The sequence below is a fragment of the Vibrio sp. SCSIO 43135 genome, from assembly GCF_023716665.1.
Lineage (GTDB): Bacteria > Pseudomonadota > Gammaproteobacteria > Enterobacterales > Vibrionaceae > Vibrio > Vibrio paucivorans.
This window is the reverse complement of the sequence record NZ_CP071860.1, coordinates 1,231,317-1,252,666: the sequence shown is the minus strand read 5'-3', so window position 1 is coordinate 1,252,666 and position 21,350 is coordinate 1,231,317. Positions and strand designations below refer to the sequence as shown.

Genomic DNA, 21,350 nt, shown 5'->3' with positions numbered 1-21,350 from the left:
CGCTCCTTTTTCGATATCACTGATTCAAAGTTGAATCTTCGCAATTAGCTCTCTTTGTTTTTCTCTTGAGAGTTACGGTAATACTCCCACTGCTCAACGCGTTCTTCTTCAGAAAGTACACAGTAGGTAACACGCTTGTTGTTTTCAGTGACAGTTTCTAGCTCACCGTCTTGCTGCACACAGTAAACAGCCGCTGGGTTAGCCACTGAAGTGTATTCTTTTACTTCGTATTCATCCGGCTCACTTGCACAGCCAGCTAGTACCGTTACCGCGGCTACGCTTGCAAATAGATAGGACTTTTTCATTACTTTCTCCAATAAACTCAATGAGTAGCATAAAAGCGATTATAGAAGATGTTCGAAAAAACATTGTCTTAAGTTTGTTAAAAGATCGATGATGTCTAAAATTATAACAAAAGTTAATTTATTGATAGTATCGATAATAACAACACATACCGAACAAGATGCTTAAAATCATAAGGAATTGGATATGTCACACAGTAAATACCGCCTTGTTACCCGCAGCGATTTTGATGGACTTGTTTGTGCGGTATTGTTGAAGCACCTAGATTTAATCGATGAAATAAAGTTCGTTCACCCTAAAGATATGCAAGATGGCATTGTGACGATTACCGAGAACGATATTGTCACCAACTTACCTTATGTTGCCGAAGCGCATTTGGTATTCGACCATCATTTATCTGAAAAGCTGCGAAATCCTGGCCATCACCCGAATCACATTATCGAGCCTGATACCCCTTCTGCTGCGCGCGTAGTATGGGACTATTATGGAGGGCTAGACAAATTCCCAGCGTCTTGGACCGATATGATGGACGCCGTAGACAAAGGCGACTCAGCGCAATTTAATCGTGATGAGGTATTGGATTCTACTGGTTGGAACTTGCTCAATTTCTTAATGGATGCAAGGACTGGGCTAGGGCGCTTTAGAGAGTTTCGAATTTCCAACTACAACTTGATGATGGATTTGATTGATTACTGTGAAAATCACACCATCGAAGAAATTTTGGCATTGCCTGACGTGCAAGAACGTGTTGCACTATACCGAGAGCATGAGAATATGTTCAAAGAGCAGATCCAGCGCTGTGCGAGCATTCATGACAACCTTGTGCTGTTAGATCTTACCGGTGAAGACGTCATCTATGCAGGTAATCGCTTCATTATTTATGCCTTGTTTCCGCAGTGCAATATCTCGATCCACAAAATGTGGGGCTTTCAAAAGCAAAACATCGTGTTTGCTACCGGGAAGTCTATTTTTGACCGAAGCTCAAAAACCAATGTCGGTGAGTTGATGCTAAAGCATGGCGGTGGCGGGCACAAAGCCGCAGGTACTTGCCAGATAGCAATAGAAAAAGCGGATGCGGTGCAGCAAGAGCTGATCAATGAAATTGTCGCTGATGGTTAGGCAGATAACCGAGGTTAAATCAGACCCTAGAATCGTATTCAAAGAAAAGGCCAGTACAAATGTATTGGCCTTTTCTGTTTAGTATGCAATTTGAGTTTCGTGTATCGCTACTGCATTCGCTTAAATAGGCATCACACGGTTACGGCCTAATTGTTTGGCTTCGTATAGCAACTTGTCGGCTTTCTCTATCAGAGCTTCGGGTGTATCACCTTCTATAAACTCTGCTACACCGAATGAGGCGGTAATGTTGCCCACTTGCTTGCCAGAGCGTCGGTCTTTAATGGACAGCTTTTCAATCGCTCTGCGTACCGTTTCCGCAAACTGACGGGCAATACGGAGCTGCTTATTAGGTACAATCAAAGCGAACTCTTCACCACCGAAACGATAGGCCGTAATGCCTTCACGGCAGCTCGTTTGTAGCCTTTTCGCTAGGCCACGGATGACGGTATCGCCAAATAAGTGGCCATAGTTATCGTTAAATGATTTGAAATGGTCGATATCCAGCAGGATAAGCGACATTGGTTGAGAAGCGGCGCACAGCGCTTGTAAATCTCTGTCGAACGACTTGCGGTTATACAGGCTTGATAAGCTGTCAAATAGAGCGTCTTGTTGCACTTCTGCCAACTGGCTTTTTAGGCGAGAGATTTCTTCACTTGCGGTGCTGAGCTGACTATTTAGAAACTGAGTCGAATGACGGATTTCACGTGATTCTGTGACGAGTTGGCGAATCACTCCCATGACTTCTTCAATCGACAGGCCTTCATCTTCAACGCGAGCTAAGTCACTAAAACTTTTATCGATTAACTTGGAAAAGTCACTGGTATCAGAAAGGGTGTCAGTCATTGAGCTGGCAACCTCAGTCACCAACACTTCCATGCTGGTTCTTAGCTCATTGACATTGGTCTCCGCTTTCGAGGCGACGTAGCTGTTATACAGCTGCTCTGCAGAAGCGGGTGGGCATAGACCAAAGTTTTCCAGCACCATATCCATTTCTTGGTTGAGCTGAGGGATGGCGTTATCGACGTAGGTGTACCACAAAGCGTAATTCGCGGGCGTCGCGGCAACATGATTTTTCATCATGAGTGGTACAGCTTTCTTTAGATTGAGAGTCGATTTTTTAAAGTCGTCACTTGTCATTATTATGTGCGCTGCCAAAAGCTTAATCTGTACATATACCGATAAGATTAGCGGATTTTGTTTGAGTTTTCCTCAATAAAATCATCGAATACCAATGATTCGCTCAACTTCTATTTATTACTGATAAATTCCTTCAGTAAATGGTTAAACTCTCACCACTACTGCGCGTAAATAGGCTAGCGAGATCAGTTGGCTAGATTGACAGGTTAAGTCACACACAAAGAAAAAGCCCAAGAAACCGGGGGAGTTTGCTTGGGCTCATGTTTAAAACGTTCGTGTTTTAAATCAATTTGCGCAGCTTAGCTGGTTGTTGCAGGCTGGGCTGGCTTATTTTGTCTTAATGCCAGTATTGCTTGTGGTAGCAGCGACATAACAATCATGCCAATCATGAGCGAGTACTGGAATACGGTGAAGCTCTCGCCCATCAATAGCAAACCACTCACGATGCCAGCAACAGGGTTAGCAATGCCACCGAATGTGAAATCGACGACCGACATACGTTGTAGCAACCATACGTACATGCCATAACCCAATGCTGTATTTAAGCCGATTACCCAAGCAAGGCCAGCGAAGTTGCGTGCATCAAAGTTGTTGTACACATTTAAGTAAGGTGCCGGATCGGAAACTGCATGCACGGTGGCTGCAATAGACAAGATCACACCGCCTAAGATCAGCTGCCAAGTAAGCACCGTCCACCAGTGCATTTTGCTACCCAAAGATTTAGTTAAACTACTGCCTACTACAATACACATGATTGCGGCAAGCATAGCGCCAAGGCCAATAGGATTAAGGTTGATAGAACCAGGATCGAACAGGAACCACGCTAATACAACCAACACGGCGCCGCAGCTGGCTTGAATCACGTTAGGTACACGTTTACTCACCAACCAGTGGTATAGCATCGCGAATACCGGGACCGACACCATCCCTACGCCCGAAATCGCTGATGGCAGTGTTAATGCCATAACGAAGATCAAACCAAAGAAGGTCGCAATGTTAATCAGGCCTAAGCTGAACAGAATTTGCCATTCGCCTTTCTTTGGCAAGCTTGGTCGAACAAGCAGCAGAAGTAAGCCTGCAGGCAGTGCACGCATTGCACCAAGCAGTAGTGGTGGCCACTCTGCTAGTGTGAATTGCGTGACCGCGTATGTAGTGCCCCAAAAGAAGGCTGGGACCATTGCCAGTAATATGTTCATTTAAAATATCTTTACGTCGAGATAATTTTTGGTAAATGTACGTGTAAAATCACTATTTGTAAAGTATCTTTATGTTAAGATATTTAGGCAGTTAACTATTCTAATGGAGATAGGCAGACAATGGATGCGGTAGATCGTGTTGTAGATCAATGGGCTAAGGAGAAGCCCGAGCTAGAAACACAACCAATGGCAATGATGGGAAGAATTCTTCGTATCGCCAAATATATGGAGGCTCAAGTAGCAGACCTTCATAAACAGTATGACCTTAAAATGGGTGAGTTTGATGTATTGGCGACGTTAAGACGTAGCGGTAAGCCTCATAAACTCACGCCGTCGGAATTGATTGAATCGATGATGCTTACATCGGGTGCGATGACTAACCGATTAGACAAGCTTGAGTCAAAAGGCCTTATCGTGCGTGCGCACAGTAAGGAAGATCGCAGAAGTGTGACAGTCCAACTCACCCAAGTTGGGTTAGTATTGATTGAAGAGTTGATCACCAAGCACGTCGATATTCAAAAGCACTTAGTTCGCTCTCTTTCGACAGCCCAGCAAAAACAAGTGAATCAACTACTGAAAACTTGGCTAAATCAATTTGAATAAACACTGAGTGCATTCATAGGGTGGTAGCCAAGCAATGTTGAAGCTAACTGAATTGGTGTGAAAGGAATGAACCCTGAGAACAACCATACCCATCAAAGTTTGGAGCGTCGCCTAAACGAGTTTGTTGCGGCTGAAACCGATTTTCCATTCGGCCCTGAAGTGTTGGTCTACAAAGTTAAAGGTAAGATGTTTGCTTTACTGTCTGAGCGCGAAGGCAGACAGTACATTAACCTTAAATGCCAGCCAGAAGATGGGGAAGTGCTCACTGCGCAGTTTGATGCCATTACACCTGGCTATCACATGAACAAGCGCCACTGGGTCACCGTGTATTTAGATGGCGATGTAGAGAAAGGCATGTTGGACGATCTATGCGAACAATCGTATCGGCTGGTGGTCAAAACGCTGCGAAAAGCAGATAGAGAAACGCTGAGCTTATAGCTCAGCGTTTTTTTATTCTCGGCAATAGTCTTCAAATCAACCTCAATCATCGGCCGATGTGATTGAAGCTGAATGATCAAACCTTCCTTTTTGTAGATAGTAAACGACTTGGTGGATGGCCTCAGGGTCGTCACGTAACCTCATGTGATTGATCGGCAATTCGATGAAATCTTGCATATTACTTAATTTGGCTGACTCGACACTGACAAGCCCATCATTAGGTTTTTGGAACAGTGAATCAGTAGTCTTAAAAGGCTTGATTCCTGCGATGATTGCAAATTCGTAATTTGGCTCGTTCAATGACTGTGCAAACCCTTTCTTGCTTGTTACGAGAGAGATTGGCACTTCGCCAAACCAGTTCGCCCAAAACCTTGTTGAGTAGTGGTCTGCCACTTCACTGCCATGATTTGGTGTACCGAGCATTACCACTTTGCCTAATCGATTTTGCACTTGGAGGCTATCGTTGGCTTGAAGGTGATAACGGATCAGTAAGCCACCCAGAGAGTGCCCTACAAGGTGCACCACTTGGGCATTCTCAGTGCATTGGTTCAGTTGGTTGCTCGTTTCGTCGAGCATAGCGTCAATGCTGACTCTGACAGAAGAATAATCGAGGACACAGGTACGATAGCCTGCATCGAGCAGACCTTGGTTGAGTGCACTCATTGAGCGCCCACTTTTGGTTAATCCATGAATGACGACGACAAGCTCTGCGTCGTCATCGTTTGAATACCAAGTGGGTGGTGTGGAACAGGCACTTATTAGTACCACGCAAAGCAGCACTAAACAGCGAAAAAACATCATTGATACTGTCTCACTTGAAAACGATAAATCTGTTGTTCCTATGATACCAATAAAGCAACAAGGAGTGTCGCTTTCAAATGTCTGCCATCAGTGTATTGAAGACGGTTTGGCTAGATGTTCCATCCAGTGCCAATTTGTTCTTTAAACTCCGAACGCAATGAAAACTCCCAATTAGACGGGCTTGTTTCATATGTAATCTATATACATTCAATGGTCGATTAAAGTTGATTTGGTAGTACGAAAAATAATCTATCCGAAGAGTTGAAATTAAATTGTTATGTTATAACATACGCGCCTTCTTGTTTTACAGAACGCTAGTCTCTGTATGTATTGTTTTCTATAAAACTATTTCGGTGGTTTATGAATTGCTTTCGCTTAGCGCCTTTGGGCGTTTTTTTTCTTAGTTTCGGAGCTGCATCGGTTTCAGCCAATGATGAAACCGATGAGGTTATGGTGGTTACGGCCACTTCGTATCAAAAGCGTGTATCTGAAGCTCCGGCAAGTGTCTCTGTTATAACGGAAGAAGAGCTTGCATTGTTGCCCTATAACAACCTAGCAGATGCATTGGTTACTACTTCAGGTGTGAATATCGCCGACTTAGGTCAGGGCAAAAAGGGGATAGAAATCCGGGGTATGGATGTATCACAAAGCTTAATTCTAGTGAATGGTCGCAGATTAAGCGGTGCATCAGACATGATGGGTCACTCTAACTTTGAACTACAAAATATCCCAGTTTCCGACATTGAGCGTATTGAAATAATCAAAGGCCCAATGTCTGCCCTTTATGGTTCAGATGCGTTAGGTGGTGTAGTCAATGTGATCACTAAACCAACGGCTAATGAGTGGTCTGGCAGTGTACGTGGCGGCGGTGCTATGACCGTTGACGAAGATGGCAATGCAACGAACATTGAAGCGCGTGCCTCAGGCGCGTTAATCGATGACAAACTACTGATGAAAATTGCCGCGGGACAAACTCAACAAGATTTGATCGAAAATCGTTATCAAGCAGGTGAAACCGACATTGCCGGTAGTAAAAACAAGTTTGTTGACGTCGAGCTCAAAGGAATCATCGATGATAGACAAGAAGTCGATCTCGGCGTGAAAGTTGGTCAGAGTGAAACTTGGTACGACAGTGTGGATAGAAGTTCAAACGTTGTACGAAGCACAACAACTTACGACACTTTAGACTACTCGTTGGCTCACAATGGCTTTTGGGATTTTGGTGACAGTCAAATTCGAGTGTATGGCACTCGTGTCACTCAGAGTAACGAAAAGAACATCGGTGAACCAAATTCCGGTAATGATGTTGATGAAGATATTGTCGATGGTTATCTGCAATTCTACGCTCATGATGCGCACCATATGACGATCGGGGGTCAGTGGAGCGAGCAGCGCTTGAAGAGTACAGATCTAACATCGGGCGGTGATTCCATCGATCAAACGGCGTTGTTTATCCAGGACGATATTGAACTGCGTAACGACCTTTCGTTATTGCTGGGCCTCCGTCATGACGACCATTCCGAGTTCGGTGGCCATACGTCTCCACGTGCGTACTTAGTGTATACGCCGACTAAAAACTGGACGCTTAAAGGGGGCTACGGTGAAGGTTTTAAAGCCCCAACCATAAAAGAGCTCGCTCCTGATTACTACAATACAGTACCGGGCAGAAGTTTTGATATTCGCGGTAATGCGGATCTAAAACCGGAAGTGAATAAATCTTATGAGCTGTCTGCTCAGTATATGTCTGACCGTTGGGACACAACGATTACTTTATTTGACAACAATGTCGAAAACCTTATTGACCTAGCCTATGCAGATACAGTGGATGGCAGAGAAGTTCGAGAGTATGTCAACGTTGATGAAGCGCGGATTAAAGGCCTAGAGTGGTCGGGTAATGTGACACTGTCTCCAGCTTGGTTCGTGAACATGAATCTGACACTACTTGATACTGAAGACAAATCGACAGGTAAGGCACTAGAGAATAAACCTGAGTCTCAGGCTTATGTTGCATTGAACTGGCAGGCAACAGACGCTTTGATTACCAAAGTGAGTATGCGTCATGTAGGTGAACAGAGCTACGAATCAAGAGGGACATCTTACGATTTACCGTCTTACCAAACCTATGACTTAGCGGCTAACTACAAGATGAAAAGCTTCGATATTTCAATGGGCGTATCGAACCTATTTGACCTCTACCTAGAAGATGAGTCAGAGAACTTCAGTTATGCGATATTGCCGCGTCAAGTATACCTAAATGGCACATATAGGTTTTAATTGATGCGTCGACTAATGAGAAGAGCAGCCAAAATCTGTGGCTGCTTTTTATTGATATTACCATTGCAGGTAATGGCGACGACAGTCGCCATTATTCATACTGATTTTGTTCCTCAAACCAAGATTGAGCGACTTAAAGGATATGCGAAAAAGCAGCACGTAGAATTGCTTAGTTATACGCCCTCACAGTTTAGCCCTTCGATACTAAAAGGCGTAGACTTTGTCGTAGCGGATACGCCACGAATGCCCGATCGCCAGAGACTGGCTGATATTATCGAAACGATTCCTGAAGAACTCGATTGGGTTATGTTAGGAGGAGGCCCACCAAGCGCAAGTAATCAGGTTGAACCTCACTTTCACCGTTTGCTCATGGGTTACTTTCTCAATGGAACGGTGAATAACTACCATGCCTTTTTTAAAGCCATTGACCTGAAAAACAAGGGGCGTTCATTAAGTGAATTGCCTCGTCCGGAAAAGGTACCCAGTCACGGCATTTATTATAATGAAGAGGCTGGTATCGGCCTTAATGCATACTTAAGCGCTATTGAGCATAACCAGAACGAACCCGTTTTGGGGTTTGTAATTGCTCGCAACCAGATCATTAATCAAGAGTTTGAACCATTAGAACATCTGATAGCCGCTTCTAAATCGGCTGGTGTTACGCCAGTGGTTTATTATTTGGATGATGAACATGGTTTGGATTGGCCATGGGGTGATATACAACCGACCGCTCTTGTTAACATGACTCACCTCCAGCAAGGTGAAAAACGTAAAAGTGAATTGAAGCGTTTGAATGTGCCAATGATACAAGCTATCCACTATCGTGAAGGGGATATTGATCACTGGCGAGCAAGTGAAGTTGGCATTGAACAGCGCAGCGCGTCTGTCACATTGGCGACGACAGAAACTTGGGGACTAACCGATCCGCTAATCATCTCTGCTGATGTCGATGAGCAGAAAACCTATATTCCAGAGCAACTTGAACTGCTGTTTGGTCGAGCACATTCATATCATCGTTTAAAAACTAAGCCGACGGATGAGAAGACGCTGGCTGTCATGTTTTGGAATGCCCCTGCAGGGGCGGAAAATATTTCTGCATCTAACCTCAATGTGCCACGAAGTATCGCCAGCATCGCTGATGGGCTGCGTAACCAAGGTTACGACATTCCTGAGGTGGACGAAGACAACATGATCACTGATGCAAAAGAGCTTCTCTCTGGATACTATCAACCTCAAACGCTACAAACGTTGTTGGATAATGGTTACGCCGTTTCTCTATCTTTACGTGACTATATGCGTTGGTACCGTCATGTACCGATGGAAACGCGCCATTTTATCAATCGCTGGTGGGGCCACCCATTGCGTTATAACGGTTTGTTGCAAGTGAATGGTGAGCCTGCTTTTGTGTTTCCTTTATTGAAAAAAGGGAACCTATGGCTTCTCCCACAGCCGCCAAGATCTGGCAAAGTCGGGGATGCCATCCATGCCGTGAAAGAGCCACCAAATCACCTTTATTTGGCAGCATACCTATGGCTACAAAATCAACACCAGAGCAATCAACTTGATGCACTCGTTCATCTTGGTACACACGGCTCTCAAGAGTGGACGCCAGGCAAAGCGCGTGGGCTTTCGAGCCCTGACTTCCCATATCTAACATTAGGTGATATGCCAGTTTATTATCCATACATTCAGGACAATATCGCCGAAGCTATTCAAGCGAAACGTCGTGGTCGCGCTACGATCATCAGTCATCAAACGCCGACTTTTGGCCCAGCGGGGCTTTATGGTGAATATGTGGAGTTGAATGGATTGTTAGGTGATTACCAGTCTGCTTTACCCGGTTCAGTAAAAGATGAACTCAAGGCTGCTTTAATCCAGAAAATACAAGCACTCAATGTACTCGAAGACATGGGGCTTCAGGCATCTCAGTTAGAAGTCGATTTTGATGGGGTGCTAGAAGCGCTCGAAGAGCATATCGATCGTCTTGCTGCTTCATCCGTGCCTTTGGGCTTACACGTATTCGGTAAAGCAAAATCTCAAAACGAGATTATCTACACCATTTTGCAGCAACAGGGTGATGAACTCATTGAGCATTTTGTTTCAAATCCAACCAGTTTTTGGAAACAGTTTGAAGGCAACATAGAGTCACTCGAAAGCACAGAGCCGTATCAATGGGTTGCGTCTGTATTGGAAGGCTCATCGAAGGTAGAACCTGAACTGGAATCTATCGCGGAAGCAGTAAAGTTGGCATACAAATCGCTGTCGCAACCGAATGAGATCGAAGCGCTCATCAATGGAATGAACGGCGGTTTTATTCAAGCGGGGAGTGGGGGAGATCCTTTACGCAGCCCTTCAACCACGAGTGGCACTAATTTATATGGTTTTGACCCTGCTAAAGTTCCAAGTGCTGCGGCTTACAACGCTGCCGAGCAAGAGTTACAAAACCTTTTGGATGCGCACTTTTCAGAACACGGGGAATACCCAGAGAAAATAGCTTTTTCACTGTGGGCCGGTGAAACCCAGCGTCATTTTGGGATGTTGGAAGCGCAAGTGCTCCGTGCTTTGGGGTTACAACCTGTTTGGGATAGAGGCGGTAACTTAGTGTCTCTAGAAATTATTCCTGAGATAGAGTTAGGCCGTCCGCGCATCGATGTAGTGATTCAAGCAACATCGGTGTACCGAGACCAGTTTGATGGCTTTATGCTAAAACTTAGCGCGGCAATCGAAGCTTTGAGCCAGCTCGATGATGGTAACGTTATTGCGGAAAATAGCCAGAGTCTTAGCGATGAGCTAAGAGAGCTAGGCTACAGCAGCGAACGAGCAAGTATGTTAGCCGTTTTGCGTATTTTTAGTAACGAACCGGGTGACTACGGAAGTGGTGTTAATGATCTTGCCGTTCAGTCCCAAGACTGGGAAGACGACGGCGCGTTAGGTGCTCAGTTTACCAACCGACTTCAGTATGCCTATGGCACGCAAGTTTGGGGAGAGAAACTAGGTGATACCAACTTGTTCGAATCTCAGCTTTCCTCGGTCGATGCCGCTGTGATGACTCGCACTAGTCGACTGCATGGGCTTCTATCCACTGATCATCCATTTGAGTATCTAGGTGGTCTTGCGGCGGCGGTTAGAAGGGCATCTGGCAGTGATCCTTCTTTGTATGTGAATGACTTAAGAGAGTCGAAGAGTCGAACGGTTTCTGCTGGTAAATTTATCGCGGAGGAACTGAACTCCCGCTATATGAACCCTGTTTGGATCACTGCGATGCAAGATGAAGGGTACGCAGGGGCACTCAATATGCTCGACATTACTAACAACCTATTTGGCTGGCAAGTGACTGCACCAGAGACGGTGAGTGACTATCAATGGGAGGCATTGAGTGAAGTCTACATTGATGATAAGCATGACTTAGGCATTAATGAATGGTTCGAACGCCATCAGCCAGCGGCACAAATGCAGATCATCGAGCGTATGCTGGAAGCGGTGCGCAAAGGGTACTGGGAAGCCGATGAAGTAAGGCTTCAGGCACTGTTGGAGCGTCATGAAGAGCTGAAGCCGATGGTGGAGTATCACCAAACACATGACGTTACAGAGCAATTTATCGAACACACCGCTGCTGGCTTTGGTTTAGCAGGTAATGCAGGCCAAGCAGCAAATCCCCCGACAATTTCTGGCAATGTGATGCAAGAAATTCCCGCTTATGAAGAGCCATCTGTTAGCGATAAACAAATGATGTTCCTCATTGTTTTAATTTTGATTTGTATCGCCGTAGGTGCGATACGACAACACCTTATCTATCGAGAAGTAACCCCATGAATCAACTAGAAACTTTAATTTATCAATTTGCGACATTGTTTATGCAACCAGTCATGGCATTGGTAGTAATCACCGTTGTTTATTCACTTTATGCGCTAGGCCGATTCGGGATGGAACTCGTGCAAAGGCAAGGGAAAAGTCATGTTCCTGTACTGCACCGTTACGCCAAGGAAAAAAATGTGTATCAGAGTGATCAGTTGGAGCTGTGGATCATTAAGCAGTTGGAGCCGCTACGCATTGTGAGTCGTTCAGGTCCAATGCTTGGCTTGGTCACGACAATGATCGCTATCGGCCCTGCTTTAGTAGCAATGGGAGAAGGTGAGATTGATAAAGTCGCTCAAGAGATGATCGTTGCTTTTTCTGCCTCCATTCTCGCTCTTATCGCCGCTAGTATTACTTTCAGTATAATGACAGTACGTCGTCGCTGGATGCTTGAAGACATGTGCGTAATTGAAGTTAAGGAGCCTCAATAATGCGCTTTCTAGAATCTGATGAACTTGATGATCCAATTCTATCGGTCGTCAATATGGTGGACTTGTTTGCGGTGGTGATGGCTTTCTTGATGATTCTGAATGTGACGGGAAGTCAATTGCCAAAAGATTCGGTCCTCATCGAAAATCCGGGACAAGAAAACATGAAGATTACTATTAAAGATGGCGAGAAGATGACGCGTTACGAAACTTCTGATGAGATTGGAGAGGGCACAGGAAGTTTAGCTGGTCAAACTTATATGCTTGATGATGGCCGACTTATTTACGTACCTGCTGAAAAATAATCCGCTGAAGTCTAGATAGAAAAACGCTGAGCTTATCGCTCAGCGTTTTTGTTTTTATTTTTTGGGAGAGGGGGGGGCTGCGAGTGTATTAAGCCGCTTCTTTTGCTTTCTCTACTGACTTGGCACCTTTCAACATTGCCTCAACCAATTCCCCTGCGTTGAACTTTTCAAGGGCATCTTGCGCGCCAACTTGATGAGCACGGTCGACTGAAATTTCACTCGATAGGGAGGTATGCAAAATCGTGTAGGCTTTGCTGAGTTCTGGGGTATTTTGAACTTCAAATGCAAGCTCGTACCCATCTAAGCCTGGCATCTCAATGTCACTGACTAACAAATCGATCGCCCGGCCTTCTGCGGCTTCTGATTTCATCAGTTCCAATGCATCCATTCCGTTTTTGCAGATTTGGTATGGAATATTGATGCGATCTAGCGCATCAGAAAGTTGCTTACGGGCAATTGATGAGTCATCAACTAATAGAATATTCATTACTTTCAAACGTTCACGCTCAACATCAGTCAGAATTGGAATATTGGCTGACTCGTACTGCGGGTATATTTTGGATAGCAATAGCTCAACATCTAGCATTTGAACGATTTGATCGTCGAAGTGGGTAATACCCGTAACGAATACATTCTTACCTGCCGTTTCAGGAGACGGCTCAATCGAGCGCCAATCACATTCAATGATCTTCTCAATCGAACGCACCATAAACGCCACAATCGTGCGTAAACAGTCAGTCACAATAAGGTAGCAGCTCTCGTATTCTTCTGGCTGAATCGGCCTAAAGCCAATTGCGGCCGCCATATCAATCACAGGAACAGTGAGGTCACGAATAGTCACCGTGCCCACCACATGGTGGTGAGAGTATGGGATCTGAGTCGTTGGCATGTAAGGAACGATTTCCCTTACTTTAAGCGTACCGATCGCAAAAAGTTGTTGCTGCGTATTGAGGGTGAACATCAACATGCCTTGCGATTGATTCGCTTTACTGATTGTCTTTGCCATAACTTGTCTCAAACTTGGAACATCTGCGCGTATAGTACCCCATCTAAATATAACAACAATGGGTACGGTAAAAATTTATAAATACTTACTTCATTATTAGCCATAAACTGAAGCGAAGGTTTGATGAATATCGTATTTCGTTACGGTAGAATAGCGCGGATTTTAAGAACCGTATCAGCAGAGACAGACCATGGCGAATACCGCAGCAGCGCTTCACATTCTTGTTAAGCACAAAGAACAAGCAGAAGACATCATTAAACAGCTTAAGAAAGGCGCTAAGTTTCAAACGCTTGCAAAAAAATACTCGACTTGTCCATCAGGTAAAAAAGGTGGCGATTTAGGTGAATTCCGCCGAGGCCAAATGGTTCCTCAATTCGACAAAGTGTGCTTTAGCGGAGAAACACTTGTCCCTCACTTAGTGAAAACTAAGTTTGGCTGGCATGTTGTGAAAGTGCTGTACCGCACTTAATTGCTCCAATACCTGAATTGATGGCAAGTACGAAGTGTGCTGAATCACTTCGTACTTGCCTAATTTAGTCAGTTTTACTCTCTATAGACTTACATTGCGTCTCTTAACTGTTGTGCAAAATGTTCTAGCCCAGCCTTAGGGTTTCCTAAATGCTTGTAGGTTTTGTCCGAAACAAAATGCTCATTTAAACCCGCGCAAACGTCCCATATACGCTCAATAAACATTGCTTCTTCTGAAGGTAAGCCGAGTTGCTGTACAGCATCTAATGGCATCTGGTTTACTGTTACGTCTGGATTATAGTGTTCAAAGAACTGTTCCGCTGCTTCTTGAAAGGTTAACCCCTTGCTGCCTTGTACTGAATATTTTTGGTTATAGGCTACGGGGTTGCTGATTGCCTGAAAAACATACTCAGCTAGCTGGTGACTATTGGTGAAATACACAGGGTTAGGTAGTTCACCAAATAAGTAGACAGCATTGTTGTCGACAAACCGTACAAACGAGTCAGCAAAAAAAAGAGCAGTAAAAGAATGTATAAGGGATGCCGGAATCCTCAATGAACTTCATTCCTGCTTCCCGAATTCTGCGTGTTTCAATAGTGCCGTTATGAAACAGTTCTTCATGGAGTGATTCTAAGCCTGCTATTTGGAGAATGTGCTTTACGTTATTGAGTTTTGCTGCTTCAACAATATTTTGAATACCTTCTCGCTCGGTGTAGAAAGGTAAGCTCAGGTCAGTTGTTTCTGTGTTTAGGTGAATATATAACGTTTCTGTTCCCTTTAATGCCTTAGTTAAACTCTGTGGATCACTCACATCTCCTTTGACGATCTCTACATTACTTGGAAGGGTTTTCCTCGCATTTTCTGGATTTCGAGCGATGACTCGTATCGAAACTCCGTTGCTCGATAGCTGTTGGGTGATTGTAGTTGATAGAAAACCAGTGGCTCCGATGATGGTCAGTTCTTTATTGGTCATGTGTTTCTCCCTAGATATGACAAGTTACGAACTGATGATAAACTGTTGGGTATACCCTACAGTCAAGAGAGATTTTTAATAAGATGAAAATTAGCGAACTTTGTAAGCAAACAGGGCTAAGTAAGGATGGAATTCGTCACTATGAACAGCTTGGTTTAATTTACTCAGAACGTAAACCGGCAGGCTCTCGTTACTACCAAGATTACGCGGATAGTTCATTGTTGCGTATCGATATGATTCAGTGTGGTAAGTCGTGTGGGTTCACCTTGAAAGAGATTAAAACGATTTTTGATAGCGCGGCTTCGGACGAGCTATCTATCGCAGAGTTACGGCCGTTCTTGATTCAAAAGCTAGAAGAGCTGGATCATAAAGCTCAAGAAATCGAAAAAATGAAGGGGATGATAAAGCTCAATTTAGCGGGATTGGGGTGTGAGTAACGGCTTTTAGCGTTGCTACGTGGCGACTTAGAGTTCCAATAAGATTACTCAATACGGTAAAGACTAGGAACCTATAAATGCCCACTACTATGAACCGCGATGTACTGTGGGAAAGGAAGACTCACCAAGTTTTTGGTGAGTTTCTTATTTAGTTATAGTTTGAGCATTTGCGCGCTGCGAGCGGGTAAATTAAAGGTGTGGTAACGAGAAGTGATCACCTGCTTTGTATCGCTTAACACATCTTTGTACTCCACGTACCAATTAAATTCATGTTGATAGGTGTCGACAGTAATACTGCGTGCTTCACCACACTTGTTAATGCCCACAATACCATCTTTTGCCCGCTTAAAGAGCAGCGTACATTGGTTGCTGGCCAGTATCGTCATTGGTTTGCCTTGCATTGCATTGTGGAAAGCCAGCATATTCTTCATCAACGTACTATTCCAAACGTTTGCCCAGCGACCATTATCCTTATCTTCATCATCAGGCAATTCGTCGCTGTATATGAGAGGGGTTCCACCGTCTTTCCCAAGGATATAAGCATATGCTAGCTGCTCGTCTTTTGGGTCCATGATTTGATAGCGGAAGCCTTCATTGGTCGGAATATCATGGGTGATGGTAAAGGTTATTGAACGCGAATCATCAAGGGCCTGCCCATATGCTTTAGGGTCGTGTAGTTGACTTAGGCTACCGCTCATTGAAAATGCAGAACGAATCGAAGCAAATAACGGGAAGTCATAGGCTGCATGGTTAGTGTTATTTAAGTAAGGCGCTAAAAATGCTTCGTAACCGCTGTCTCCGGCGCCACCGCTGGTGATGACTTCACCGAAGATATGCATATTTCTGGTAATTTCGGCAGTAAATATTTGCTCGATTTGATACTGACTCATGTGCTTAACTGCATCGATACGAAAGCCTTTTACTCCCATGTCTTTCAATGCTTGCAAATACGACCGCTGCTGCGATACCACCCAGTTGTTTGGATCAAGATCTGGTAAACCAGAGTCACCGTTACCGCCACATAAACGCCAATATTGTACGTGGCCTGGGTTGTTCCAGTCGTAAATACATCCAGCAGGGTGGAAGTCGTTAGCGGAGAAAAGACCTTGTTGAAGGCTGCCAAATAAGGTTTGGTTGGCGTAATAAGAAGAACGCTCGGCGTAATCGGCCAGAACCTCATCACCAGGGTAATTAAGGTCACTGCGTTTCCAACTCTCATTTGCCATGTGATTCAACACGACATCAGCATAAACATCGATACCTACGTTGCTTAGAGCGGCGATCATACTCGCTAAGTCTTGCTTGTTTCCTAAGGGTGAATCAATCACACGCAAGTCTTGTGGCTGGTAACGTGCCCACCATTGGGTACCGCTCGACTTCATTGCCGGTGAGATGAGTACCTTTTTATAGCCAGCTTGAGCAATGTCGTTTGCGTGGGTTGTGACATCGGCATACTTCCAATTAAAGGCGTGCAAAATGGTGTCGGCATTAGCTGTAGTACTTAGTGTGCATGCAGCAGCTATGGAAATGAGTACAGGTGTTATTGGTTTGATGTTCATGAGGTGCCCCTACTATTATTTATTTTTGTGGATTATATGTAGGGCTTCGTTGATTTTGTTTTGAAATATTTCTAGTTCATCTCGAGATCACTTTCTGTTGGGGTGGATTTTATAAAATTGAGTGGATGCAAACAGTTTGTGCGGAACATAACTCTCTACACCGAGTGTGAATGTATGCTTTGCGAGGCCAAATTGTGCATGTGTATTTTTATGTATTAACGACCTCTAAGTTCAAGTCTTTTATCAATTGTTCTAGTGTTTTACGCCCACTGCTGAATGAATGGTGCTCGAACTTAAACACACAAAATAGATCGTTTTGATGATAATGGTAATCTTGAAAGCACTCTTCGTCCGACTTTGAGCATGGGTTCACCTCAGACAAATTTACACCTGGTAGGCTCGCTACTCTGAGCGCTTCCCAGCCTAACGAAGCATCTACAACTAACCCCAAATTGTAGTGCCCCTCTTGAAACACTTCGATGACATAGGCTTTCGACCGGTGGAGCAGAGACTCCAAGATAAGTTGTTCTTTTAACAGCTGTTCTGGCATTGGCGGTTAGTGTCTTTTAGGTGAATTTTCTCGTTCGTTTTGTACCGTAATATGTGTCAATTTAATTACCATTTTGCGCCATATTTCCAGCTTGTTTTACTCTGTGCTAAATTGAAAAAATTAAATTCATAAATAACAAATAGTTAGAGGAAAAGGTGATTCTCAAAATGATAATTTTGTAGAGAGTGTGATCCATTGTGTCGGTGACGCGTAAAACACAAGTGATTATTGCTTTTACTACTAAAGCATTATGAGAAATCCGTACGTACGCAGATTTATTTTGAAAACTTCAAGACGTTGTCTTGGTGGGTTTAATGGAAATTGATCCTAAGGTTTAGGAATATCATTATGTGTATGAAGAAAACTCTTTCCGTCGCAACGCTGGCTCTTGCAATTACGGCTTGTGGAAGTGACGACTCTAACTCCTCTCTACAAGCTGTTCACTCTTCAGTGGACGCACCTCTAGCTAATGTTTGGATAAACGGTGACGCAACGCTGACTGGCGTCGATTTTGGCGTGGCTTCTGGGTATCTCAGTGTCCCGACTGGCAACAATACGGTTGAGGTTGAAGTACAGCTACCAGGTGGCGCGACAACGACAGTGATTCCAGAGACGACCTTATTTTTAGCAGAGGCACTTAAGTATACCGTTATGGTAGTCGGGGAGGCTGACTCTAGCAGCTCAAACAGTGTAGAAGCATTGGTTCTAAGCCGTCCTGCGAACGGTAGTGCCAACGCCAGCACTTTTGATGTTCAAGTTGTGCATGCAGCGGCCGGCGTGCCTGATGTTGACCTGTATGTGACCGAGCCAGGAGCCGATATTAACAGTGCAAGTGCTGTCGATACACTCGCTTATAAAGACGACACCGGAGTGCTAAATCTTGCAGCAGCGACATACCAGATACGCTTAGCGTTGGCGGGTACCAAAACCGTTGCATTCGATTCAGGTAGCGTGACGCTCAATGCAAACTCAGAACTAACCATTGCAGCGATTCCCAATCAAGACAGCGACGGGAGTTCACTCGTTAAGCTTTTAGTGATGGATGGCTCTTCTTACTCCACTCTTTACAATTCATCTGAAAAAGCAGAAATACAAGTCGGCCACTTAGTGGATGATGCACCGCGTGTAGACGTGTCTTTAAATGGTAGTGAGGCTATCTCGGATCTTGATTTCAAGGAAGTTGAAGATTACACCGCGGTTGATGCAGGGACATATGATATTGGGGTTTACCCTGACAACACTCCGGGAAGTTTGGTCATCGACGCTCAAGATGTGGAGCTGAATGCGGGTATGGATTACGGTATTTTCGCTATTGATGAGTTGGCAACTATTGAAGCTCTAGTGGTTGAAACCGACAGACGAAGTGTGGCGACTAGTGCTAAGTTGAGTTTGATTCATGCAGCTCCGAGCGCTTCTACTGTGGATGTATATCTGACTGCTAGCACGGATTTCGCCTCAAGTTCTCCAGCGATTGAAGGGTTTGAATACAAAGCGGATGTTCAGGGGATTTATGTCGCAGCAGGTGACTACTACGTCACGGTAACGCCTACTGGTACCACAACTGCTGCAATTGGACCTGCGATGGTAACGCTTGATGACGGTGTGGTTTATCAAGCTATCGCGATAGATGATGGTACTGGCTTCGATCTCATTGTTGATGCCATCACCGATTAAACCGTCGTGAAGAATAAAGCCCTCTAGATGAGGGCTTTTTTAGTATGAAGATACTTCAATGTGGAAGTGGCATGATTAGCTCAGTAACTCATTAATTAGTCGCTTATTACTTTTCGAACTGATCACTTTGCAGAACATACACTTAGTAGCTTAGTTCGAGCGAAACACCCGAGTAAGCGCTGTAACCTTTGAGCATGACGTGATAGGTCGTGCCCGGCACGGCTGAAACTGTGCACTGCTCGTTATTGCCATAGCGATATGGGCGACAATCCCAAGAGCTCGTGGTTGGTTTGCTTCCCGCTTTTAGATAAAGGTCGACATCACCCGTTCCGCCTGAGATAGAGACGTTCGCGGTAGCAGCGCGATCAACCGTAAAGGTATAGAAGTCTTCTGCTAAGCGATTGCCTGTTAGCTGAGTAATCGGAGTGTTGTTTTGCAGTTCACCATCCGTAGGCGGTTGAGTGACACAGTCTGCGTTGACTCCCACTTGGCTAAAGGCATCCACAACGTCTGCGACTGAGTAGTTCATATCTTGCGCGGCTTTGGCTACACCACAGGCGCCCGCATCAAAGGTACTGTTTGCCGTCCAGTAAAGTTGGTTTGCTAGAGTGAATACTTCGAACCCTTTACGTACATCCCAACCCGATTTGTTCGCCAATAGATAGTAGGCTCGATTAAATACGCCACTTGAGTAATGGACGTTAAGACCGTCGTAGTACTGGGACGCATGGTCGATTGACTTGCCATCTTTCGAAGGTTGGTCGAAGTAGCGCAAACCTCCATTTCCTTTGAAGATGTCAGCACCGACAATCCAGTCTACGCTGCCTTTCATGTAGTATTCAGCCGCTTCGCCCGCAATATCTGAATAGGCCTCGTTCATACCGCCAGACATGTTTTTGTATACCAAGCCAGAGTTTTGCTCAGTGAAGCCGTGGCTGACTTCGTGCGCACTGACATTGATGTCTACCAGTGGGTAGAACGTGTTTTGGCCATCACCAAATGTCATGGCTGAGCCATCCCAAAAAGCGTTTTCGTAATTACTGCTGTAGTGCACGCGCATCGTCAACTGGAAAGTCAAAGGAGCTGTGTTCATCCAGTCTTGGAACATGTCGAATACGACACCGCCAAAATAGTGCGCGTCGTTAAGAGGGGAGTATGCGCCGTTGACCGTTTTATGGTCATTGTAATTGCTGCTGTCGTTACAGGTGTAACTGAATGCGGTGGTTCCCGTCGTGCCGTGATTAAGGTTAACGGTTTTTACCGCTGCATTGTTCATCGTACAGGTATTGCCCACTTTCTCGACGGAAAACGACGGGTAGTCAGATCCATAGTGATACTGACCGGTTTTTATGTTGCCGCCAGGGCCTGTACCCGAAGCGCTGGCGTGGTTTAGTCCATCCCAACTTGATAGAACTTCACCTGTGTTGGCATCGATGAAAAAGAACGGACGAGCTGGGTCGGATTCTGCTACGAAAAAGCTCACTAAGTAGACGACTTGCGCTTGGCTGTTTTCATCCAGCCTCACCATCAGCTTCGCGCTAATGTTCTCGGATTTAAACGCTTGCCCAGCAAAGGATTGAGACTGAAAGGTTTGCTTTGCGATGTCAATTGCCTGCTTGTCAGCTAAGCGCGGAGTGATTGTCGGTATATCATCACTGATCCCTTGTGCCATAAAGCCCTGAACCTCGGAGACGGTCTGCTGTACTTGAGTGGCAACCACCGCGGTGTCGAATACCGGGAGCCCTTGGTACGTTTGTTGGTAGCGGACTTTGATCTTACCGTTTGGCAAACGTACTTCTTTCACTGCTTCAAAGCCATTTTCTACGGGTGCGACGCTGAATCTTTGCATGGTAAGAGCGTTTTGAATCAGTGATGCATCGGTGACAGGAACCATCTCTGCAGCGGTGACTGGTAAAGAAGCTGCTACTGCAAGTGCGAGTAGGGTGTAAGTCTGACGTTGTCTTATTTTCATTGTTCTATCCCAATGGTGTTATTTGTAATTTCCTTTGCTAACTGGGGAGAATGGGGCGATTTAGCGTGCCAACCTCTCGTTATAGCTTGAATACCATGGGTGGGTTTTATTCGTCTCGCAAATGAGATGTGAAATTAATTTTTACTGAATGGCAACTGAGAATGACAGTAAAAATCAGTTCGATTTGTTACTGATTTTTATGTCGATATTTATTGATTTCAAAATCATAACCTTATGAATACTTGATATTTT

General features: G+C 44.8%; 20 protein-coding genes. 10 read left to right on the top strand and 10 right to left on the bottom strand.

The window, feature by feature from the left end; translation table 11 throughout:
• Positions 1-44: 44 nt before the first annotated feature.
• Entirely contained in the window at positions 45-305 is a 261-nt protein-coding gene (locus tag J4N42_RS20080; RefSeq protein WP_252031576.1) for a putative hemolysin, read from the bottom strand.
• Positions 306-489: 184 nt separating this feature from the next.
• Here J4N42_RS20080 and J4N42_RS20075 point away from each other — a divergent pair, with 184 nt between their 5' ends.
• Positions 490-1,422 carry an exopolyphosphatase gene (locus J4N42_RS20075; RefSeq protein WP_252031574.1) on the top strand — a complete coding sequence of 311 codons (933 nt, stop codon included), beginning with the start codon at positions 490-492 and terminating at the stop codon, positions 1,420-1,422.
• 120 nt (positions 1,423-1,542) lie between these two features.
• Here the strand turns inward: J4N42_RS20075 and J4N42_RS20070 are convergent, their stop codons facing one another.
• Positions 1,543-2,559: a GGDEF domain-containing protein gene (locus J4N42_RS20070; protein ID WP_252031571.1), complete on the bottom strand. Its 1,017-nt coding sequence runs from the start codon at positions 2,557-2,559 to the stop codon at positions 1,543-1,545.
• A 299-nt stretch (positions 2,560-2,858) separates the two neighbouring features.
• Positions 2,859-3,755, bottom strand: coding sequence for a DMT family transporter (locus J4N42_RS20065; protein WP_252031568.1), 897 nt, complete (start codon positions 3,753-3,755; stop codon positions 2,859-2,861).
• 120 nt (positions 3,756-3,875) lie between these two features.
• Between J4N42_RS20065 and J4N42_RS20060 the strand changes: the two genes are divergently transcribed.
• Positions 3,876-4,358 carry a MarR family winged helix-turn-helix transcriptional regulator gene (locus tag J4N42_RS20060; protein WP_252031566.1) on the top strand — a complete coding sequence of 161 codons (483 nt, stop codon included), beginning with the start codon at positions 3,876-3,878 and terminating at the stop codon, positions 4,356-4,358.
• A gap of 66 nt (positions 4,359-4,424) precedes the next feature.
• Complete coding sequence (locus J4N42_RS20055) at positions 4,425-4,796, top strand: MmcQ/YjbR family DNA-binding protein (protein WP_252031563.1); 372 nt, start codon at positions 4,425-4,427, stop codon at positions 4,794-4,796.
• A 42-nt stretch (positions 4,797-4,838) separates the two neighbouring features.
• Here the strand turns inward: J4N42_RS20055 and J4N42_RS20050 are convergent, their stop codons facing one another.
• Complete coding sequence (locus J4N42_RS20050; RefSeq protein WP_252031560.1) at positions 4,839-5,597, bottom strand: esterase/lipase family protein; 759 nt, start codon at positions 5,595-5,597, stop codon at positions 4,839-4,841.
• A 360-nt stretch (positions 5,598-5,957) separates the two neighbouring features.
• Here J4N42_RS20050 and J4N42_RS20045 point away from each other — a divergent pair, with 360 nt between their 5' ends.
• Genes J4N42_RS20045 through J4N42_RS20030 form a run of 4 tightly spaced genes read left to right on the top strand, consistent with a single transcriptional unit; the run spans position 5,958 to position 12,459 of the window.
• Positions 5,958-7,871: a TonB-dependent receptor domain-containing protein gene (locus J4N42_RS20045; RefSeq protein ID WP_252031557.1), complete on the top strand. Its 1,914-nt coding sequence runs from the start codon at positions 5,958-5,960 to the stop codon at positions 7,869-7,871.
• 3 nt (positions 7,872-7,874) lie between these two features.
• A complete protein-coding gene (gene cobN, locus J4N42_RS20040; protein WP_252031555.1) occupies positions 7,875-11,684 on the top strand; it encodes a cobaltochelatase subunit CobN in 3,810 nt (1,269 codons plus the stop codon).
• Positions 11,681-12,157: a MotA/TolQ/ExbB proton channel family protein gene (locus J4N42_RS20035; protein ID WP_252031552.1), complete on the top strand. Its 477-nt coding sequence runs from the start codon at positions 11,681-11,683 to the stop codon at positions 12,155-12,157. The genes cobN and J4N42_RS20035 overlap by 4 nt, the downstream gene beginning before the upstream one ends.
• Positions 12,157-12,459: a DUF2149 domain-containing protein gene (locus J4N42_RS20030; protein WP_252031549.1), complete on the top strand. Its 303-nt coding sequence runs from the start codon at positions 12,157-12,159 to the stop codon at positions 12,457-12,459. Before J4N42_RS20035 ends, J4N42_RS20030 begins: the two co-directional genes overlap by 1 nt.
• Positions 12,460-12,547: 88 nt before the next feature.
• Here the strand turns inward: J4N42_RS20030 and J4N42_RS20025 are convergent, their stop codons facing one another.
• Positions 12,548-13,465: a chemotaxis protein gene (locus J4N42_RS20025; protein ID WP_252031546.1), complete on the bottom strand. Its 918-nt coding sequence runs from the start codon at positions 13,463-13,465 to the stop codon at positions 12,548-12,550.
• 190 nt (positions 13,466-13,655) lie between these two features.
• Here J4N42_RS20025 and ppiC point away from each other — a divergent pair, with 190 nt between their 5' ends.
• Complete coding sequence (ppiC, locus tag J4N42_RS20020; protein ID WP_005472248.1) at positions 13,656-13,934, top strand: peptidylprolyl isomerase PpiC; 279 nt, start codon at positions 13,656-13,658, stop codon at positions 13,932-13,934.
• Between the two features lie 89 nt (positions 13,935-14,023).
• On the opposite strand, the gene J4N42_RS20015 is transcribed toward ppiC, so the two are convergent.
• Together J4N42_RS20015 and J4N42_RS20010 are read right to left on the bottom strand one after the other, a co-directional pair.
• Entirely contained in the window at positions 14,024-14,374 is a 351-nt protein-coding gene (locus J4N42_RS20015) for a hypothetical protein (protein WP_252031543.1), read from the bottom strand.
• Positions 14,375-14,435: 61 nt separating this feature from the next.
• Positions 14,436-14,906, bottom strand: a complete 471-nt coding sequence (locus J4N42_RS20010; protein WP_252031540.1) for an SDR family oxidoreductase — start codon at positions 14,904-14,906, stop codon at positions 14,436-14,438.
• A gap of 83 nt (positions 14,907-14,989) precedes the next feature.
• Between J4N42_RS20010 and J4N42_RS20005 the strand changes: the two genes are divergently transcribed.
• A complete protein-coding gene (locus J4N42_RS20005; RefSeq protein ID WP_252031537.1) occupies positions 14,990-15,343 on the top strand; it encodes a MerR family transcriptional regulator in 354 nt (117 codons plus the stop codon).
• Between the two features lie 152 nt (positions 15,344-15,495).
• On the opposite strand, the gene J4N42_RS20000 is transcribed toward J4N42_RS20005, so the two are convergent.
• Both J4N42_RS20000 and J4N42_RS19995 read right to left on the bottom strand, forming a co-directional pair.
• Positions 15,496-16,896 (bottom strand): alpha-amylase family protein, encoded by a 1,401-nt coding sequence (locus tag J4N42_RS20000; protein ID WP_252034108.1) that lies wholly within the window; start codon positions 16,894-16,896, stop codon positions 15,496-15,498.
• A gap of 214 nt (positions 16,897-17,110) precedes the next feature.
• Positions 17,111-17,452, bottom strand: a complete 342-nt coding sequence (locus J4N42_RS19995; RefSeq protein WP_252031534.1) for a hypothetical protein — start codon at positions 17,450-17,452, stop codon at positions 17,111-17,113.
• 345 nt (positions 17,453-17,797) lie between these two features.
• Here J4N42_RS19995 and J4N42_RS19990 point away from each other — a divergent pair, with 345 nt between their 5' ends.
• Complete coding sequence (locus tag J4N42_RS19990) at positions 17,798-19,126, top strand: DUF4397 domain-containing protein (protein ID WP_503035462.1); 1,329 nt, start codon at positions 17,798-17,800, stop codon at positions 19,124-19,126.
• A 142-nt stretch (positions 19,127-19,268) separates the two neighbouring features.
• On the opposite strand, the gene J4N42_RS19985 is transcribed toward J4N42_RS19990, so the two are convergent.
• Positions 19,269-21,098 carry a M4 family metallopeptidase gene (locus J4N42_RS19985; RefSeq protein WP_252031529.1) on the bottom strand — a complete coding sequence of 610 codons (1,830 nt, stop codon included), beginning with the start codon at positions 21,096-21,098 and terminating at the stop codon, positions 19,269-19,271.
• Between the last annotated feature and the right edge of the window lie 252 nt (positions 21,099-21,350).

Bases quoted from the DNA above. Each gene is read 5' to 3' on its own strand.
- J4N42_RS20080 (WP_252031576.1), bottom strand. From the start codon at position 305: ATGAAAAAGTCCTATCTATTTGCAAGCGTAGCCGCGGTAACGGTACTA.
- J4N42_RS20075 (WP_252031574.1), top strand. From the start codon at position 490: ATGTCACACAGTAAATACCGCCTTGTTACCCGCAGCGATTTTGATGGA.
- J4N42_RS20070 (WP_252031571.1), bottom strand. From the start codon at position 2,559: ATGACAAGTGACGACTTTAAAAAATCGACTCTCAATCTAAAGAAAGCT.
- J4N42_RS20065 (WP_252031568.1), bottom strand. From the start codon at position 3,755: ATGAACATATTACTGGCAATGGTCCCAGCCTTCTTTTGGGGCACTACA.
- J4N42_RS20060 (WP_252031566.1), top strand. From the start codon at position 3,876: ATGGATGCGGTAGATCGTGTTGTAGATCAATGGGCTAAGGAGAAGCCC.
- J4N42_RS20055 (WP_252031563.1), top strand. From the start codon at position 4,425: ATGAACCCTGAGAACAACCATACCCATCAAAGTTTGGAGCGTCGCCTA.
- J4N42_RS20050 (WP_252031560.1), bottom strand. From the start codon at position 5,597: ATGATGTTTTTTCGCTGTTTAGTGCTGCTTTGCGTGGTACTAATAAGT.
- J4N42_RS20045 (WP_252031557.1), top strand. From the start codon at position 5,958: ATGAATTGCTTTCGCTTAGCGCCTTTGGGCGTTTTTTTTCTTAGTTTC.
- cobN (WP_252031555.1), top strand. From the start codon at position 7,875: ATGCGTCGACTAATGAGAAGAGCAGCCAAAATCTGTGGCTGCTTTTTA.
- J4N42_RS20035 (WP_252031552.1), top strand. From the start codon at position 11,681: ATGAATCAACTAGAAACTTTAATTTATCAATTTGCGACATTGTTTATG.
- J4N42_RS20030 (WP_252031549.1), top strand. From the start codon at position 12,157: ATGCGCTTTCTAGAATCTGATGAACTTGATGATCCAATTCTATCGGTC.
- J4N42_RS20025 (WP_252031546.1), bottom strand. From the start codon at position 13,465: ATGGCAAAGACAATCAGTAAAGCGAATCAATCGCAAGGCATGTTGATG.
- ppiC (WP_005472248.1), top strand. From the start codon at position 13,656: ATGGCGAATACCGCAGCAGCGCTTCACATTCTTGTTAAGCACAAAGAA.
- J4N42_RS20010 (WP_252031540.1), bottom strand. From the start codon at position 14,906: ATGACCAATAAAGAACTGACCATCATCGGAGCCACTGGTTTTCTATCA.
- J4N42_RS20005 (WP_252031537.1), top strand. From the start codon at position 14,990: ATGAAAATTAGCGAACTTTGTAAGCAAACAGGGCTAAGTAAGGATGGA.
- J4N42_RS19995 (WP_252031534.1), bottom strand. From the start codon at position 17,452: ATGCCAGAACAGCTGTTAAAAGAACAACTTATCTTGGAGTCTCTGCTC.
- J4N42_RS19985 (WP_252031529.1), bottom strand. From the start codon at position 21,098: ATGAAAATAAGACAACGTCAGACTTACACCCTACTCGCACTTGCAGTA.